This is a genomic window from Chitinophaga sp. YR627 (assembly GCF_900114995.1).
GTDB lineage: Bacteria > Bacteroidota > Bacteroidia > Chitinophagales > Chitinophagaceae > Chitinophaga.
In genome coordinates this window covers 667672-683695 of record NZ_FOUX01000006.1, presented here as the reverse complement: position 1 = coordinate 683695, position 16024 = coordinate 667672, and the positions used below count along the sequence as shown (strand labels likewise).

Annotated in this window: 9 protein-coding genes; 7 read left to right on the top strand and 2 right to left on the bottom strand. The window is 44.0% G+C overall.

All coding sequences use genetic code 11. The annotated features are described in order from the left end of the window. Positions 1-51 precede the first annotated feature (51 nt). The 5 genes from BMZ72_RS31825 (at position 52) to BMZ72_RS31805 (ending at position 11278) form a co-directional block, all read left to right on the top strand. Positions 52-1284: a cation:proton antiporter gene (locus BMZ72_RS31825; protein WP_089814760.1), complete on the top strand. Its 1233-nt coding sequence runs from the start codon at positions 52-54 to the stop codon at positions 1282-1284. Between the two features lie 389 nt (positions 1285-1673). Beyond that, positions 1674-7097 (top strand): DUF7379 domain-containing protein, encoded by a 5424-nt coding sequence (locus BMZ72_RS31820; RefSeq protein WP_089814759.1) that lies wholly within the window; start codon positions 1674-1676, stop codon positions 7095-7097. Between the two features lie 76 nt (positions 7098-7173). Further along, positions 7174-8037 (top strand): FRG domain-containing protein, encoded by an 864-nt coding sequence (locus BMZ72_RS31815; protein ID WP_089814757.1) that lies wholly within the window; start codon positions 7174-7176, stop codon positions 8035-8037. Positions 8038-8065: 28 nt separating this feature from the next. Next, entirely contained in the window at positions 8066-10699 is a 2634-nt protein-coding gene (locus tag BMZ72_RS31810; RefSeq protein WP_089814755.1) for a toll/interleukin-1 receptor domain-containing protein, read from the top strand. 75 nt (positions 10700-10774) lie between these two features. After that, positions 10775-11278 carry an FRG domain-containing protein gene (locus tag BMZ72_RS31805; protein WP_089814754.1) on the top strand — a complete coding sequence of 168 codons (504 nt, stop codon included), beginning with the start codon at positions 10775-10777 and terminating at the stop codon, positions 11276-11278. A 271-nt stretch (positions 11279-11549) separates the two neighbouring features. Here the strand turns inward: BMZ72_RS31805 and BMZ72_RS31800 are convergent, their stop codons facing one another. Beyond that, positions 11550-12305 (bottom strand): hypothetical protein, encoded by a 756-nt coding sequence (locus tag BMZ72_RS31800; RefSeq protein ID WP_089814752.1) that lies wholly within the window; start codon positions 12303-12305, stop codon positions 11550-11552. A 408-nt stretch (positions 12306-12713) separates the two neighbouring features. On the opposite strand from BMZ72_RS31800, the gene BMZ72_RS31795 reads away from it, so the two are divergent. Both BMZ72_RS31795 and BMZ72_RS31790 read left to right on the top strand, forming a co-directional pair. Beyond that, positions 12714-13667, top strand: a complete 954-nt coding sequence (locus BMZ72_RS31795; protein ID WP_089814749.1) for a TIR domain-containing protein — start codon at positions 12714-12716, stop codon at positions 13665-13667. 17 nt (positions 13668-13684) lie between these two features. Continuing rightward, entirely contained in the window at positions 13685-14398 is a 714-nt protein-coding gene (locus BMZ72_RS31790) for a hypothetical protein (RefSeq protein WP_089814747.1), read from the top strand. 49 nt (positions 14399-14447) lie between these two features. Here BMZ72_RS31790 and BMZ72_RS31785 read toward each other — a convergent pair whose 3' ends face one another. Next, positions 14448-15908 (bottom strand): SIR2 family protein, encoded by a 1461-nt coding sequence (locus BMZ72_RS31785; protein WP_089814745.1) that lies wholly within the window; start codon positions 15906-15908, stop codon positions 14448-14450. Between the last annotated feature and the right edge of the window lie 116 nt (positions 15909-16024).

The following is a 16024-nucleotide window of genomic DNA, read 5'->3' as shown; positions in this document are numbered from 1 at the left end:
ATCGTTAAATTTTTTTTGTATATTTATCGCTTCACCAAATAAATAGCGTGCATGGATACATTTACAATCATTACTGCTCTGATCACAATAAGTGCATTGATTTCCTACATTAACCTTCGATTTATCAAACTGCCTGGTGCCATCGGCGTAATGTTTGTTTCTATCCTGCTGTCTGTATTTATACTGGTGACAGGTAAGGCATTTCCGGTTGCATTCAACTTTATTCGTGACCTTACACAGAGCATCGATTTCACAAAAACGCTGCTGGATATTATGCTGGCATTCCTCTTGTTTGCCAGTGCTTTTCACTTTGAGTATAAAAAGCTGAAGGAGCAGAAGCGTCCGGTACTGGTACTTAGTACTATTGGTGTGGTCGGGTCCACCGTTATCTTCGGATTTCTGCTGGACATCACTACTACCCTGCTGGGCATAGATCTGCCGCTGGTATATTGTTTCCTCTTTGGAGCATTGATCTCACCGACAGACCCGGTAGCGGTGTTGTCTGTGTTGAAGAAGTCAAGGATCCCACAGTCGCTGGAAACAATTATCTCCGGTGAATCATTATTGAATGATGGTGTTGGTCTGATCTTATTTATTACTATCGGCGAAGTAGCGGCACAGGAAGCATCCTTTTCTTTTACACATGCTTTAGAGCTTTTTGCGGTAGAGGTATTTGGCGGTCTGGCATTGGGTACTGCGGTCGCTTTTATCACCGGTTATCTGACAAAGAAAATAGAAGAATTCCAGACAGCGATACTGGTTTCTATTTCCATGGTGATGGCGATCTCTGTAGTGGGTAGTCTGCTGCATGTATCTGTACCACTGGCGGCAGTTGCTGCGGGTCTTATTCTTGGTAATACGTCTATCGGCGCCAAGGAGAATACGGAGCTGCAGAATTACCTGCATCAGTTCTGGGAACTGATAGATGAACTGCTGAATATTATCCTGTTTGTGATGATCGGTCTGCAGATCGTGGTACTGCCTTTTATCGGCAATTACTGGTTCATTGGTATGGTGTCCGTACTGTTTGTACTGATTGCCAGAGGCGTGAGTATCGCAGTGCCTGCACTGGCGTTACGCAGGTCTTTAAAGACGACATTCAGCACGACAGCGATCCTTGTATGGGCGGGACTGAGAGGCGGTATTTCGGTGGCGCTGGCGCTGTCCTTACCGGATTCTCCGTATAAGGAGCTGATATTATCGGCCAGTTATATTATCGTGATCTTCTCGGTGATTGTGCAGGGGCTGACATTGAATAAAGTGGTAGATCGGTTTATTGATTAGCAGATCTATTGGAAAAGTCTGGAGGCCGGCAGTGATGCCGGCCTTTTTGTTTTCAGGCTACACATTACCAAAAACCACCATTAATCCTCCCCTTCTTATAAAATACCAACTAGTTTGTATTTTTCAAAAGCTGTTATGAAAAATGCCTGTGAACAAGAAAAATACAATTACATTTAGGACAGGTGAAGCGCAAATAGCCTGAACTGAGGTAGATGTGAGAGATGCTACTACCTATATATGAAAGATTGAACCCCGGCTTTATCCCTGAATAATGTCTTACGCTTTATAAATATCATGTATCTGTCTTCCGGAAATGGGGGAAGTGATAAGTTTTACTGTTACCTGTTTTCACGTAGTGCAACCTTATTGTTACCTATATACACTAAACAATGAGTATCTCCAAAATCAGAATACGCGGTGAAGAAATCCCCACAACAGCGCAGGTGGAATCAGCTGACTCCCAACTTCAGCTGAAACAATCTTTCCGGATCAATGGCCCTGTACGCGGCATTTCCTTTAACAATAACACCGTTACGGTGCAGGACGATGATCTCCTTGAATTCATTTTTGAGGATGGCACCACCTGGATCGGGGGACTGGACACCCTGGAAGAATTATTTCCGGACAAGGTCCTGCGGGCAGCGGATACAGATACCGACACCATAGATCTGCCATTATCTATACAAGGAGAATCGACAGAACGGGGGATTGTCACCGATATTGCGCTGAAGTTCTTCAACATTTTTGTGAAGAAGGTGGTCAACCACACTGTTCATGAAATAGCGAAAGACCTGGAGAATAAAACACTGGGGATGGCCCCGAGGCTTTATCGTGTGGACAGGGACCTGAAGCTGCATGAATTTACGGCTGAACGTACAGATAAACCCTATCTTTTATTACTACATGGTACCAATTCATCGACCAAGGGCTCTTTTGACGCCCTTCCCGGTACACCGGTATGGAAGTATATCCAGGATGTATATGGTTCCAATGTACTGGCATTTCAACACCGGACACTTACAGAGAGTCCACTTGAGAATGTTCTTCAATTAGTGAACGAGTTGCCGGAGCAGGCAGAATTACATCTGCTCAGTCATTCCCGTGGTGGATTACTGGGGGAGATACTCTGCAGATTTTGTACTAACAACGAACTGGAAAATGGCTTTTCTCCCAATGAGATCAGCTATCTTCAAAAATGCGGCCGAACCAGGGAAGTTGATTGTATCAGCGCGATCAGGGCAGCCATCAGTGGCAGACAAATCTCCGTAAAAAAGTTTATCCGTGTTGCCTGTCCGGCCAACGGCACCATGCTCGCGTCCCGCAGACTTGAACACTTTCTGAATATTACCTGTAACCTGGTGGGTCTGGCGACCGGCGTATTTTCTACGCCGATCTACATAGCCGTAAGAAATCTTATTGCCGCTGTTGTAGATACTAAAAATAACATCAATGTACTGCCGGGTATTGAAGCGATGAATCCGGAATCTCCCTTCATTATCGCGCTCAATAGCAAGGAGCCGGGCAACAATATTATCAGTCAGCCGCTGGCTGTGATTTCCGGCAATTGTGATGCTGCGATCAATCTGAAAGGCCTGCTGATCATTGCCAGTAAATTATTTTATACGGGGAAGAATGACCTGGTGGTCAATACCAATTCGATGTATCTGGGGGCCAAACGTTCAGATGAGCCTCAGTTTTTCTTTTATGAAGGAAGAGACATCGATCATTTTGGTTACTTCCGCAATACTGAGACTAAAACGGCCATCCTCAATGCATTACAAACTTCGGGCAATGCGGCTATCCCGGGGTTCAGCAAATGGGCGCCGGAGGTAATATACCAGGACCGGCAAGCCATGCCGGGACTCGAGGGTGGTGAGATCATGAATACAACTGTTAAAGGCAGTAAGCCGATCCTGCTATTGTTACCCGGTATCATGGGTTCGACGTTGCATGTAGATAAAAAACGCCTGTGGATCGATTATTCCCGTTTATTCAGCGGTCATCTCACCCTGTTGCGTATGGATAACGAGCAGGTGGCTCCCGCAGGTCTCATTGCGACGGCCTACAAAGAAATCTATGAATTCTTCTCCCGCACCCACGATGTCGTAACTTTCGCTTATGACTGGAGAAGTCCGCTGGAAACGGTGGCTGAAAAACTCAAAGTTAAAATAGGCGAACTGCTGGTTTACAAGCAACCCATTAAAGTAGTAGCCCATTCCATGGGGGGCGTCCTGTTCAGAGACTTCATGATCAAATACCAGGATGAATGGAAAAAACTGAATGCCTCACCGAAATTCAAGCTCGTGCTGCTGGGAGCTCCCTTAGGAGGTTCTTTCCGTATTCCTGCCGTGCTTTTCGGCATGGACCCTATTATACGGAAGCTCAACATGATAGATATCTTTAACACGAAGAAAGAGCTGTTAACCGTATTTTCCCGTTTCCAGGGCTTGCTGAACCTGCTCCCTCTCTCTAAAGATCCGCGTTGCGACTTTGGTAAAATATCTACCTGGGAGGCGATGAGGGATGCACTGGATGAAACGGACTGGCCCTTACCCCATAAAGATGATCTGAAAGCTTTCGATACTTATCGCAATAAAGCCCTGGAGCATATGGACAAGCTGGATTACAGCAATATCGTCTATATAGCAGGCAAGGATAAGGCAACCGTGTATGATTACCGGATAGAGCAGAAAAAAAGAGGGAAAGAACTGGTATTTTTATATACGACAGAGGGAGACCAGAGCGTCACCTGGGATACCGGGATACCGCAAAAGCTGATCTCCAATGACGCGGTATACTATGCAAACGTCACCCACGGCGCCCTGGCGAACGACTATCATCTGTTTAAAGGGATCGCTGATATCATAGAACATGGATATACCAATCTGCTGAGTAAGAACAGACCCGTTACCCGTGGCGAGCGTACTTTCACCCTCCCTCCTGCTGTCGATTTCGATACTTCGGAAAGAGGTGTCTACCGGACAATGCTCGGCTATGATGCCGAAGATAGCATACGCAGCAGCGACAATCCATTGCAGGTTTCCATTTCTCAGGGAGACCTGAAATATGCCCAATATCCTGTGCTGGCAGGTCATTTTGATGGTGATGGTATTATTAATGCGGAACACGCCATTGATGTTAATTTAAAGGGAGCTTTATTGCAACGGCATAAATTAGGTTTGTATCCCGGAAAGATAGGTAGTACCGAAGTACTGGTATCCGGACAGGATGATTTTAAGGGAGCGATTATTGTTGGCCTGGGGGATTTTGGCGGATTGACCGCCTTCCAGCTGACACAGACCGTTGAACAGGGTGTATCCAAGTATCTGATCAATCTAAACAGTAAGCTGCCGTTTAAGAACTATGCCTCTCAATCAAAAATGACCGGGATCACCTCGCTGATCATAGGCTGTGGTTACGGCGGACTGACAGTTGGCAATTCTGTCAGAGCGATATTACAGGCGGTAGCTAATGCCAATAACAAGGTAAAACAACTCTTCAATGGCGATGCCAGGCTGATAGAGAATGTTGAGTTCATTGAACAATATGAAGATCGCGCATTGAGTTGTTTCTATCACCTCAATAACATAGCAAAGGAAGAAAACAGATCCATCAACATTTCGGTAGATAAAACGATCAACAGGGCCCTGGGGTCCAAGCTGCGTATTAACGCCGAATACATGGACGAGTGGTGGAACAGGATCACTGTAAAGCGAACATTCATTACTGAGGGTGATAAGGCGATCGAGGGGCCCCTCACTTTCAGTGCTTCTACAGGTGGTGCACGGGAAGAACTGCGGGAGCTGTATACCAGCAACAAAGTCATCGAAAAATTATTAGAAGAGATCTCTACCAACAATCACTGGACGCCTTCTCTGGCCAGGACAGTGTTTGAACTGATGATCCCCAACGATTTCAAAGAACAGTTGAAAAAGCAATGGCATATCAACTGGATACTTGATAAAAATACTGCCGGATACCCCTGGGAGCTATTGCAGGACAGCGTCTCTGATGCCAGACCATTCTGCATCAATGCCGGTATGATCAGGCAACTGGCAACGGAAGACTACAGGATCAAGATCAACAACGTTGTTAAAGATACAGCACTCATCATCGCCTCCCCTAACCTAAGCGGTTATCTTGCGCCATTACCAGGTGCGCTGGAAGAAGGCAGGGTCGCAAACAGGATATTAATTGATAATGGCTTTGATGCATTGCATATTCCTGATGGCGAAGCGCATACTATTATTGAATCTTTATACAAAGACGATTACAAGATCCTCCATCTTGCCGGACACGGTATATATGATCCGAAGTCGCCGGATAAATCAGGTATGGTCATCGGTAACGGCGTATATCTTACATCATTTGATATCGGCCAGATGAGCTCCGTACCAGAACTGGTGTTTATCAACTGCTGTTATCTTGGTAAGGTAAATGGCGTGGACGATAAACTGTACCGGGAACGCTATAAACTGGCGGCTAACCTGGGTACGCAGATGATCGAGAACGGCGTAAAGGTGGCTGTTGTGACGGGATGGGCAGTTGATGATGAAGCTGCGGCTAACTTCACCAAAGTTTTCTATGAACGGATGTTTGCCGGTGACACATTTGGTGATGCGGTCAGATCTGCGCGTGAAGTGATCTATAATAAATTCAAACACCGGAATAATACCTGGGGAGCATATCAGTGCTACGGGGATCCGTTCTACCGGCTTCGTATCAAAGTCGACAAAGAGAAAATGTTCAGCTTCAATTTCGTCATCGCACAACAGGCAGAAATCGTACTGAAAAATCTGCTCAATGATATGGAAAACGGCGATTACACTGAAGCTGATTATCTGGCAAAACTGGACGCTATCTCTAAGGCGGTAGACAAGGCGGGTATACGCAATGCCACCATTACCGAACTTGAAGGCATGGCATACGTCGATCTGTATGATTACGATATGGCTATCTTCAAATTCGAAAGTATTGAGGAACTGGAAAGTGGTTCTATCTCTTTTGAGGCATTAGAAAAGTACTATAATGTCAAGAGTAAAAGACCGTTGCTTGAATTTAAAAAAGGCGTAGATAAGGAAAGAGAGGCAGTCCTCATTAAGGATGTAGAAGATGTGATCACCAATCTGAAAAACCTCCTGCTGCTTGGGAAGACCGGGCACCGATATTCACTGACCGGGAGTGCCTATAAGCGGAAAGCATTTATGTCAACCGCACCCGACGACAAGGCCGGGGCGTATCTGCAGGCAGCCTCTCATTACTATATGGCAGACGGTGTCAGGAATAATAAGTATAAGACGTATACATATGTAAGCTACAACGGACTCTTATATATACTCTCGCTACTGGAAAAATGTGAATGGGATAAAGAGCTGAAAATTGAAAACACCACTATCCGGCTACCGCAGAACAAAGAGTGTCTGGTCGCAAAGTTGAAAGAGCGGTTGTCAGATGTGAATACACAAGCCACAAATGGAGATTACTGGCGGTTCCTGGAGATCGCAGACATTCACCTTTGTATCATGCTCATTAGTTACACCGAAGAAAACGAGCATCAACTATTCACCGATACACTTGCTGCTTATCAGCGGCGATGGTCGAAGGCTGGTTCAAAAGGAAGGAAAATGGCGGAGGTAGAGCACCTGGAGTTTCTGGATGATGCGTTGCAGTTCACATTAGATTTCCTGAATGAAAGAAAAGCGAAGGATGATGAGAAAAAGAAAAAAGACAGGAATGAAAAAACGATAAAGGAATTGGGTGGATTGCGGAAGTGTCTTGCGCAGCTGAAGCTGCAGTTGCTGAAGGAGATATAGAAAGATGTGGGCAACCCGTCATTAAGGAAAATATATGACGATGTGAAACAACAATTACACGTTAAATAAACAAGCGATGGCAGCAATTAAAAAAGCGGTTCCCAAGAAGCGTCTGGTAGCAATGAAGCGGCCTATACGAGGGAAGAAACCCGCTTTGCAGTACACGTCTAAAGAGCGCCAGGAGCATGGCAGCGACCTCGAGATAAATTGCCTTGAGACATTCGTTCGTTATATAGAAGCAAACACTAACCTGGAATATGTTTTATATCGCGGACAGAAAGAGGATTGGCCTCTTGTACCGAAACTGAGCAGGGTTAAAATCAGGAGCGGAAATGAGCTCGCTGCAGAGCGAATGATGCTTGAAAACTTCAAACGTCTGGCAAGACCGCATCTTTCGAAGATTCCGGGTAATGACTGGGAATGGCTGGCACTGGCGCAGCATCACGGCATGGCGACACGCCTGCTTGACTGGACAAGCAATCCCTTAGCTGCTTTATGGTTTGCTATTGCTCAGCCCTCCACCAGCAAGTATGGCGTCGTACATGTTTTGTTTGCCGATGAAAAAGCATTCCTGAAACCGACCGAGATACACAAACTAGACCCTTTTAAAGAAACAAAACCTAAGATATTTCAACCGGAAATTTCGACCATCCGGATCCAATCGCAGTCGGGATGGTTTACTACGCAAAAGCTGAATAAGCGCACCAATAATTTTGAACCTTTCAATAAGTCCTCTTCATTCAGCCGGGATATGCAGCGTTTGATCATTCCATCCGAATGCTTTTCAGATCTCAGATATCAGTTAGACAAATTTGGCGTGAACAGGTTCTCACTTTTTCAGGATCTCGACGGCATTGCAGCTTATGCGGAGTGGTCACACACGCAATTTACAGATGAGGGAGAACCGGATGCTAATTTAACTAAGGGTAAAAAGTTGTAACTGCAGATCATCTATTATTCACATTCTTATGCGTAGGAGTTTTAGCTTAAGTAAGGTACTACCTTTCTTCTTTTCTGACGATATTTTCATATCGTATTCGAGGAAGGATGGTAATGCCTATACCGCTTCATTAGCAAGGCAGTTAACAAGCAGGGGCTACAAGGTGTTTTTCGACCATTACGGTACTCCCCCAGGGCGCGAGTTGCCAAAGGAGGTTATTAATAAAGCGTTGTCTGCCAGGATGCTTGTATTTGTGGCCAGTGCGGAAGCCCTGCAATCCGTTCATGTAAGAAGCGAGGTAGAGCTCTTCGTTGACAAAAGGCATGTACGCAATAAGGGAATATTCCAGTGCATCAATTTTGGGGCTTTTCAGCAAACGAAATGGGTACAGGAAAAAAATATTGACACCATCAGTTTTATTTCTGAAGACGCCACCTTCATCCGGGAAGAAAAGGCATCACCACAGGTGATTGATTTTATCAGCGATTCCTTTCTGTATAATAAATCAAACTATCAACTCAGAAGAGCTGCTGGTATCACGGGTGTTATTCTGCTTACCATGATCCTTGGCAGTATCTATCTGACACGGCAATTGATTGGCAGGACAAAAGCGCTGGCACTGCAATCAGACAAACTTGACAGTTTGCAGATAGCCGAAACAAAAAGTCGCGAGGCCGGAGAAAAGCTAGGCAGGGACCTTGCACTGTCCAGACAATCATTGGATTCATCCAATACTGCCCGTCGGCAGGCGCTGGAGATGCTATCAATAACTACGGACAGCCTTTCCTATACAAAGCACACCCTTCATCAATCGGCCATTGCCTTACTCGAGACGAATACAAAGCTCGGCATTTCAGCAAGCAGTCTTAAAGAAGAAGCTAAACGGTCTTCACTGGAACAAACGCGCAACCTGTTCGGATCTGGTGAATACGGGGCCTCCTATATGCTGGCAAAAGAGGCATTAACACATAACCGAAGACTTGCACAAGGAGCGCTGTCCGATTATTGTGATACCAATAGTGTTACACCAACCGATCTTGGGTTATTATTTATGGCTTCCCTGGCTGACAATTTCCGGGAATACAGATATGACAGCAGACAAAACATTGAAGAAATAAAGGCTTTTACAACCTGGGATAATGGCGTACTCGCCCTGACGGACGACAACTTGTCTGTGGCAAGGAAAAACGTCTATGGCTGGGAGGATGAAGCGCTGGATAATCCGGTGAGTACACAGACTGAACTCATCACAGTCCTCCCGGACAGAAAGGGGTTCATTATTATTGAATCAAAACCGAGTTATGATGCTTCAGATGACCAGTATATTATCCGATATTATCGTTCCAGAGACGGGAAAACAATGCTGACAGATCAGGATACGCTGATCCAGCCATATAAAAACTGGCAACCTCGCTTTGGTATCAGCGTCAACGAACAAACACACCAGTTAGTCATCTATAGTACCCCTCTTTATAAAGGGAACGAAGCAATACAGGATCTGACAATTCATCTGTATGATATCTCAGATTCACGACTCACACATGTCAGCGACTTTAAAACCTCCGTTCCGGATAAACTGGCGCTAAAGACGATCGAGTTTACCTTAAATGACCGGTTAAACGTCTATCTACAATCTGACACAAGTCTCTACAGACAGCTGATTGACCTGCAAAAAGGAATTGTCAGCGCCATTACACCCCTGTTTAATGGTTATCATGTGTGGGACACCTATATTAAGGACAAGAAAATGACCGCTTTGCTAGGAGCCGGTGATACCTATTATCTGGCCGATTACACGGACACGGTTGAGAACTGGAAAGCTCCTTTTACATTAGAAAATGTACCGGAAGAACATTTCACCGAAGGAAAGATCATCTATGCAGCAGGTGACAGTGTTGTTATTGCTGTTTCACAAAAAGACGATATCAACCTATACCATATTCTTCTGAAAAAGCTTCCGGAATCATTCAGGCAAATAGCCTTTCAGACCACTGCGAAGTCAGATAATATAATATATGACCCATATACATCCGCATTTATTTTTTCACGGGGAAATGATCTATTCTATCGAAGCTTATCCAGTAACCTCGAATTCCTGGCAGGACATTCCAGTGGAGGTATCACTGATCTTAAATGCGATCAAAATGGGATATATGCCTTTTACTCCTGTCAGACGGATGCAGAGGTACCCTGTATCAATTTCGCTTCCTGGAACAAGCCCCTCCTGCAGCAACATCCGGAACAGACTTCCTCACAAATCGGATATAGTAATAACGAGGCCGGTTCGTGTGTGAATGCCAACAAACTGTTTGCTTTCTTTATTGGTGTAGATGACGACATGTCTAATAATGCTGTTTTCTTCGAGAATGAAGAGGCTTATAATAATATGGGCGAAACACACCCAAATCCCAATCCGGATGACTGGGCAAGGTATAGTAAAAGTCCGGATGGGCGGTGGGCGCTTGTGTTGATCAATGGTGAGCTGGAGGTAGTGGATCTTGTTGAGCAAAGGAATATGCACTTTGATATCAAGCTGCCGGGGATTCATCTGGAAGAGGCACAAGGGTATTATTTTTCTGGTGACGGGAAGTATTTTTTTCTGGATTTCGGGAGTTTTAGTTATAGGTTGAATATGCCGGGACTGGTTTCATCGGAATTGTGAGGATAGTATGTTTGGGGCCTTCAGCAGTTAATATGGCAAAAAGAATGGCGGCTGCGCCAGATAAATACTAGAATTATGTATCATCCTGATTGGTTAAAATTTATAGACGCCATCAACAAGGCGAAATCCGAGCTGGGATTCGATAAAAACGAGGAATGTTTTTATCGTGGTCATACTCAGATGAGCTGGGACCTAAGTCCCGGGCTTTTTAGAAATATTGTTCCATATAAGAAGAAATATATCACCGCAGATTGCTGGGATATCGAAAGCGACCTTTATTACGAATTTCGATCAAGAGCAAGAGCGTTACACCGTCAGCAGGTAAGTGACTGGGACATATTGTTTATTATGCAGCACCATGGTGTAAGGACGCGGATACTTGACTGGACTGAGATACTCAGCGCTGCCTTGTATTTTGCACTGGAGGGATGTGATAAGCAGGGAAATTTAAATGGCAGTTCACCTTGCATATGGGTAATGAATCCTTATAAACTCAAGGATGCTGCCGGGGTTAATAACTTTACGATGTTTCCGGATTTGGATGGTCTGGCAAAATATCTGAATAAAAAGTATTTATAGGTAATGCCCTGGCTGGCAGAGCTACTTCGCCGGTTGCAAACGGGATAGTCTGGTACATTAGCCGTAGTGATGAGGTGGACTTGATCGGGTTATATGTTTTGATATAGTACCAGGGACAATGTGCATCTTTTGCTATCTGATGTTCGGACATAGCAAAGCGGGTACTCACCTCAGTGGTATGCTGAAGTATAAGCTGAGCATAATTATGCGATGAAAGGAGAGATAAACAGGTACAGGACTCAAAATGATCTTACTGCGGCTAAGGAGCTATTTATTCCCTTTTTATAACCGTCAGGACAGCTGCCTTACATACATCTCCCATGGGTCCGCCCCTATCTGGGAAAGCCTGTTGCGGTATGCTTTGTTTACTGAAAAACACAGGTATCTGTGCTTCTTTTACAGCAATGATATCAGCAGCGAAGAAGCTTTTATTGCGGGCAGGGCCATCTTTGTGCATGCCTCTTACCTGCAAGGTCACGATCCGGGTCCCGGCGTGCGACATCTCCAGTGGTACATCCATTCCTTTAAAATCTTCCCTATTATCAACCGTCATCGTTATTGTTTCCGTATGGAGGACCTTATCGTGTTTAAAATCAATATGTGTGACGATCACGGTTATTTCCAGGGACAATATATCTCTGTGTTGTAAAAGACTTTGCGCCGGAAAATGCAGGATGCCGTTCCTGAATAATCTGGGCGCCATGGAAAGGAACCGGTCTATTCCTGCGTGTTCATTAAAGCGGAAGCCATTTATGGCTGTATGATCGCCTGCGGATTTGATCAATGTCCTGTTCAGTCGGTTAATATGTCCACTGTCACAGAGAATATCCATTTCGCCGTAAATAGCTTTTCGAATCAATGCCGCTTTCCTGCTGATCATTCCGAACCGTCTGGCTGCGCGCCGGGTAGCGGGCGTCTGTCTTACTTTTTCTGGCGCACTGCGCAGGAAATACTTTCCATTGCGCTCGTAGCCGATGATATTACCGAGTTTCCCGGTAAAGGTGATGAGGGAATTCTGTCTTGCCATTAGTAATTATTTTGAGTACCTAAATTTACAGCAATCAGCAGAGCGATCCAGCTTATAAGGGGCAACAGTTACGCACAGTTTTGAGGCCAAAATGTGGACAAACCGGTGTATGACAGCGATCCACGGCCTGAAAGCAGTTGGGGTATGTTCAATTGGCACATGGTCATTTCAGGAACCGGTTGTTTCAATTGACATTATCCTGTCAAAAATACCAACTAGTTGGTATTCTTCATTAATAGACAATTAGTTAACTTCAATTTACAAATCACCCAACTTTAATCTACGATACTCAGCCAGCTGCTATTTACCAATTAAACATGACCCCATAGGAAAGATTATCAAGCTGGAATGCAACAACACCGGCATTGGCGAAAGATTCTGTTTTAATTCTATGCTAAACGTCCAACCATGAAATCCATCTTTATCTGCTCATCTTCGGAGGCATTGGATGTCGTGCTTCCCCTCGAGGAACTATTGTCCGAAAAGAAATTCTCTGCTACAATCTGGCGAAACGGCACTTTTGGCCTTGGTCAGCAATATATAGAGAGTATCATCCGGGCAAGCAAGGAACACGACTATGCAGTTATCATATTGTCGCCTGACGGGGGGAAGAACGCAGGTGAAAATGAGACTTACTGTGTGAAAGACAATGTGATTTTTGAAATGGGACTGTTTATCAGTGCATTTAATAAGGAACGGACGTTCTTCCTGGTGGAGAATACACCCCAGCTGAAGCTACCAGGTTACATCGCCGGACTAAACACGGCTACTTATGTTTATAAATCAGAGCGGGATCTGCTAAAAATAGAATTAAAGAATGCCTGTAATGCAATAGAAAAAGCGATTCTACAGCAAAATGGACTTCCCAGTACAAAGGAGATCATGATAAAAACCCTGGTTGACAAGAGCCTTCGAATTGCCTGTGAAGCCATTTCCAATCCATTTATGGCAGCAGAGTCGACCATCCGGATCTTCTTCTTCAAGCTGGAAAACGGCAGCCTCAGGTGCAAACATTACTGGGCAGCCAAACAGGTCATCGAATCAAACCGGACCTCTTTCGAAATAAATGAGGAAACAGAAAAACAGGTGGCGGTTGTCATGGCCTTTAAAAGAAGAAGAGTCATTGGTGTAGCTATTTCGGTCTTACCAAAGCATATGGAGGGGGTACAGGGCGAAGTTGATGCTAACCTGTGTTATGTACTTGCCATACCCATCTTCGATGCACAGGGCGACGTCTGGGGCGTGATAGATTTTGATGCTTCGAATTCCAGAGGAGAAAACATTCTCAGGCGTGAAACGACCAGTGATACGCTGTTCCAATTAGGCAACCTGATCTATGAAATTTATACAAGTTTCAAGTAATTTAAAATACCAGACCAATGAATTTCATAAATGCCTTTACCAAACAGGTAGAGCGGTTTTTCCAGGAGAACTGGTGGGTAACTATTATATATATTGGTATGCTGATCCTCATTTATGTTGATCATGCCGGGGATTTCATTCCTGTATCTCTGGTATCTTCTTTACACTTTATTGGTGATATTCTCATCATGATGATGTTCACTGCCTATGATCAGAAGAATTATAGGTCCGCCGGATACCTTCAGATCATTTCGCTGCTGATCTTTCTGTCGGTGAAAGTCTACACGGGAGTTGCCCAGAAGGGGTGGTATTATATACTTGCAGATCCTATCTATATTCTGGCCGCCGTTAAAAGCTATTACCTACCAGTCAAAGGTATTGATCTCAAGTTTATCAATTTCGCGTCGATGACGGTCCTGAGTGCCATTTTACTCATCAGCTTCAGGATATTTGGGGCGGAACAGATACACATTGCCCCTCAGCAATGGATCCAGACATTGGGGATTCATATTTTTGCTATTGCGCTGTGTACGACTCCGGAGTCGAAATTACAATACGTGTTATCTGTGCTGGGACTTACCGCCATGATCGTTGGTTCTGCGTTTGATGTTATATACGCATGGCGGGACGGCGATGTAAAGGGGCTGTCTATTTCCTATATGTTGCTGCCGTTGACTGTGTTGATCTATCGTTTGAAGAATTTACGGCAGTCTTTTGTGAAGGCTAGCTGATCGTTCCTGTTAAACTCCGGATCAACAGGTTGTTAGTCATGACGATTCGCTATTGCACTTTCAGGATCACCTTTATTGCTTCGATTATTTTCGCAATAATATCATCCGTAGTCAACCCGTCGTTTCCAAGACCTTTGATGATATTGAGGAGTGTTGTATTGTTAAGATGATAGTATTCAGGATTGGCTGTTACTTTTTCCCAAATGTCCTTCGCAGCGGATCCTGTTACAGCAACAGGAATAGGTATTACTCCTTGTTCCTGGCAAATTTCCAGTTCCTCCATCATTCCAGGAGAATGAATGATCGTTGTATCCACTTTCTTATTACCGAAAATAAAAATAGCGATTCCTGCATAAGAAATGATCGTTTCCCGAAACTTGCGCTTTACGGAGATTTTCCGATCACCTGAGTCTATCTGCGGAAAGGGCCATAAGATTAACAGATCATCCAATTTCCGATGTGCTTCGTTCATATTAAAATCCAACACGCCATTCACTATTATGCCACCGACACCTGATCCGAAACCAGAGACGATCTTGAACTCATTTTTGGCCAGGGCGTAACTCAGTTTATGTATGAAATTCTTCGCCTCATCTGTTTGAAAAGGGCTGAAGTTTGCTGCCGCACCTGATATAAATATATTCCTCCTTTTTACCCGTTTTTCAATTTCTTCCAAAATAGTTGTTATTTCCCCATAGTCTTCTACTAAAACAACGTTAATGCTGTATCTCAAAAGATCTTCTATTTTTAGCTGTTGTTTTATTTCTGCATACTGAAAATCTTTCAGGTTGTCCGCATCCGACTTGGAAGGGTCTTTAAAATCACGTTGCTGTACTTTTTTGAAAATACAATAGTGATGCAGTGTATGATTACCGAGAAGAATTTTGATTCGGCCAAGAATATATTCAATATTGGGGTCGTCAAAGCTAAAGCCTATGAATAAAAATGTCTTAAACAGCAGATCTCCTCTCAGCGCGGTTGAAAACAATTCTCTCTTGTCGTTATAGGTATCGAAGTCGTCTTTAGTTAAAATGGCTTCGTCAGGAGAATCCTTATCGCCATGCATTTTGTAAACTATCGCATCTCTCTTATTTATATTCCTCGAAAAATCAACATTCTTTACTTTTTTATCTACTGTCTTGTTATTTGACTCTAAGGTCCTTTCTATCAACTGATCGTAATTAGTCGTCCAGTAGGTATCTATATCGAGTCTTGCAAGAATTCTGTGATTTTCACTACCAGCACGTAGTGTCGTAAATTCATTAATAATTTTATCATTGATCTTCCATCTTTTATGCCTATTGAAATGATATTGCGCCAGGCCTATCAAGTCGTGTTCCCTTTCAATATCCAAAAACAACTCGTCCGCTAAGTCTTTCAATAATCCTTTCCAGTTGACAAATCCGTTTCCTGCGGACAATCCAGCACCCGCAAAAATTGCCGCTTTACCATCGTTTATTTTGGAGACAAAATCTTCAATTAATTTCCTTTGCGGTTGTGTGAAGTTCATGATGTGTATGTGTTACATGATTTACTAAAAGGCATTGGCAGTTAAGAATATAAAGCTTACTGTTAAAAGCATCATCGCAGGTTAGGAAGTAAATAAACAATCATGCTAAATCAGGC

Bases quoted from the DNA above. Each gene is read 5' to 3' on its own strand.
- BMZ72_RS31825 (WP_089814760.1), top strand. From the start codon at position 52: ATGGATACATTTACAATCATTACTGCTCTGATCACAATAAGTGCATTG.
- BMZ72_RS31785 (WP_089814745.1), bottom strand. From the start codon at position 15,908: ATGAACTTCACACAACCGCAAAGGAAATTAATTGAAGATTTTGTCTCC.
- BMZ72_RS31790 (WP_089814747.1), top strand. From the start codon at position 13,685: ATGAATTTCATAAATGCCTTTACCAAACAGGTAGAGCGGTTTTTCCAG.
- BMZ72_RS31805 (WP_089814754.1), top strand. From the start codon at position 10,775: ATGTATCATCCTGATTGGTTAAAATTTATAGACGCCATCAACAAGGCG.
- BMZ72_RS31820 (WP_089814759.1), top strand. From the start codon at position 1,674: ATGAGTATCTCCAAAATCAGAATACGCGGTGAAGAAATCCCCACAACA.
- BMZ72_RS31815 (WP_089814757.1), top strand. From the start codon at position 7,174: ATGGCAGCAATTAAAAAAGCGGTTCCCAAGAAGCGTCTGGTAGCAATG.
- BMZ72_RS31795 (WP_089814749.1), top strand. From the start codon at position 12,714: ATGAAATCCATCTTTATCTGCTCATCTTCGGAGGCATTGGATGTCGTG.
- BMZ72_RS31810 (WP_089814755.1), top strand. From the start codon at position 8,066: ATGCGTAGGAGTTTTAGCTTAAGTAAGGTACTACCTTTCTTCTTTTCT.
- BMZ72_RS31800 (WP_089814752.1), bottom strand. From the start codon at position 12,305: ATGGCAAGACAGAATTCCCTCATCACCTTTACCGGGAAACTCGGTAAT.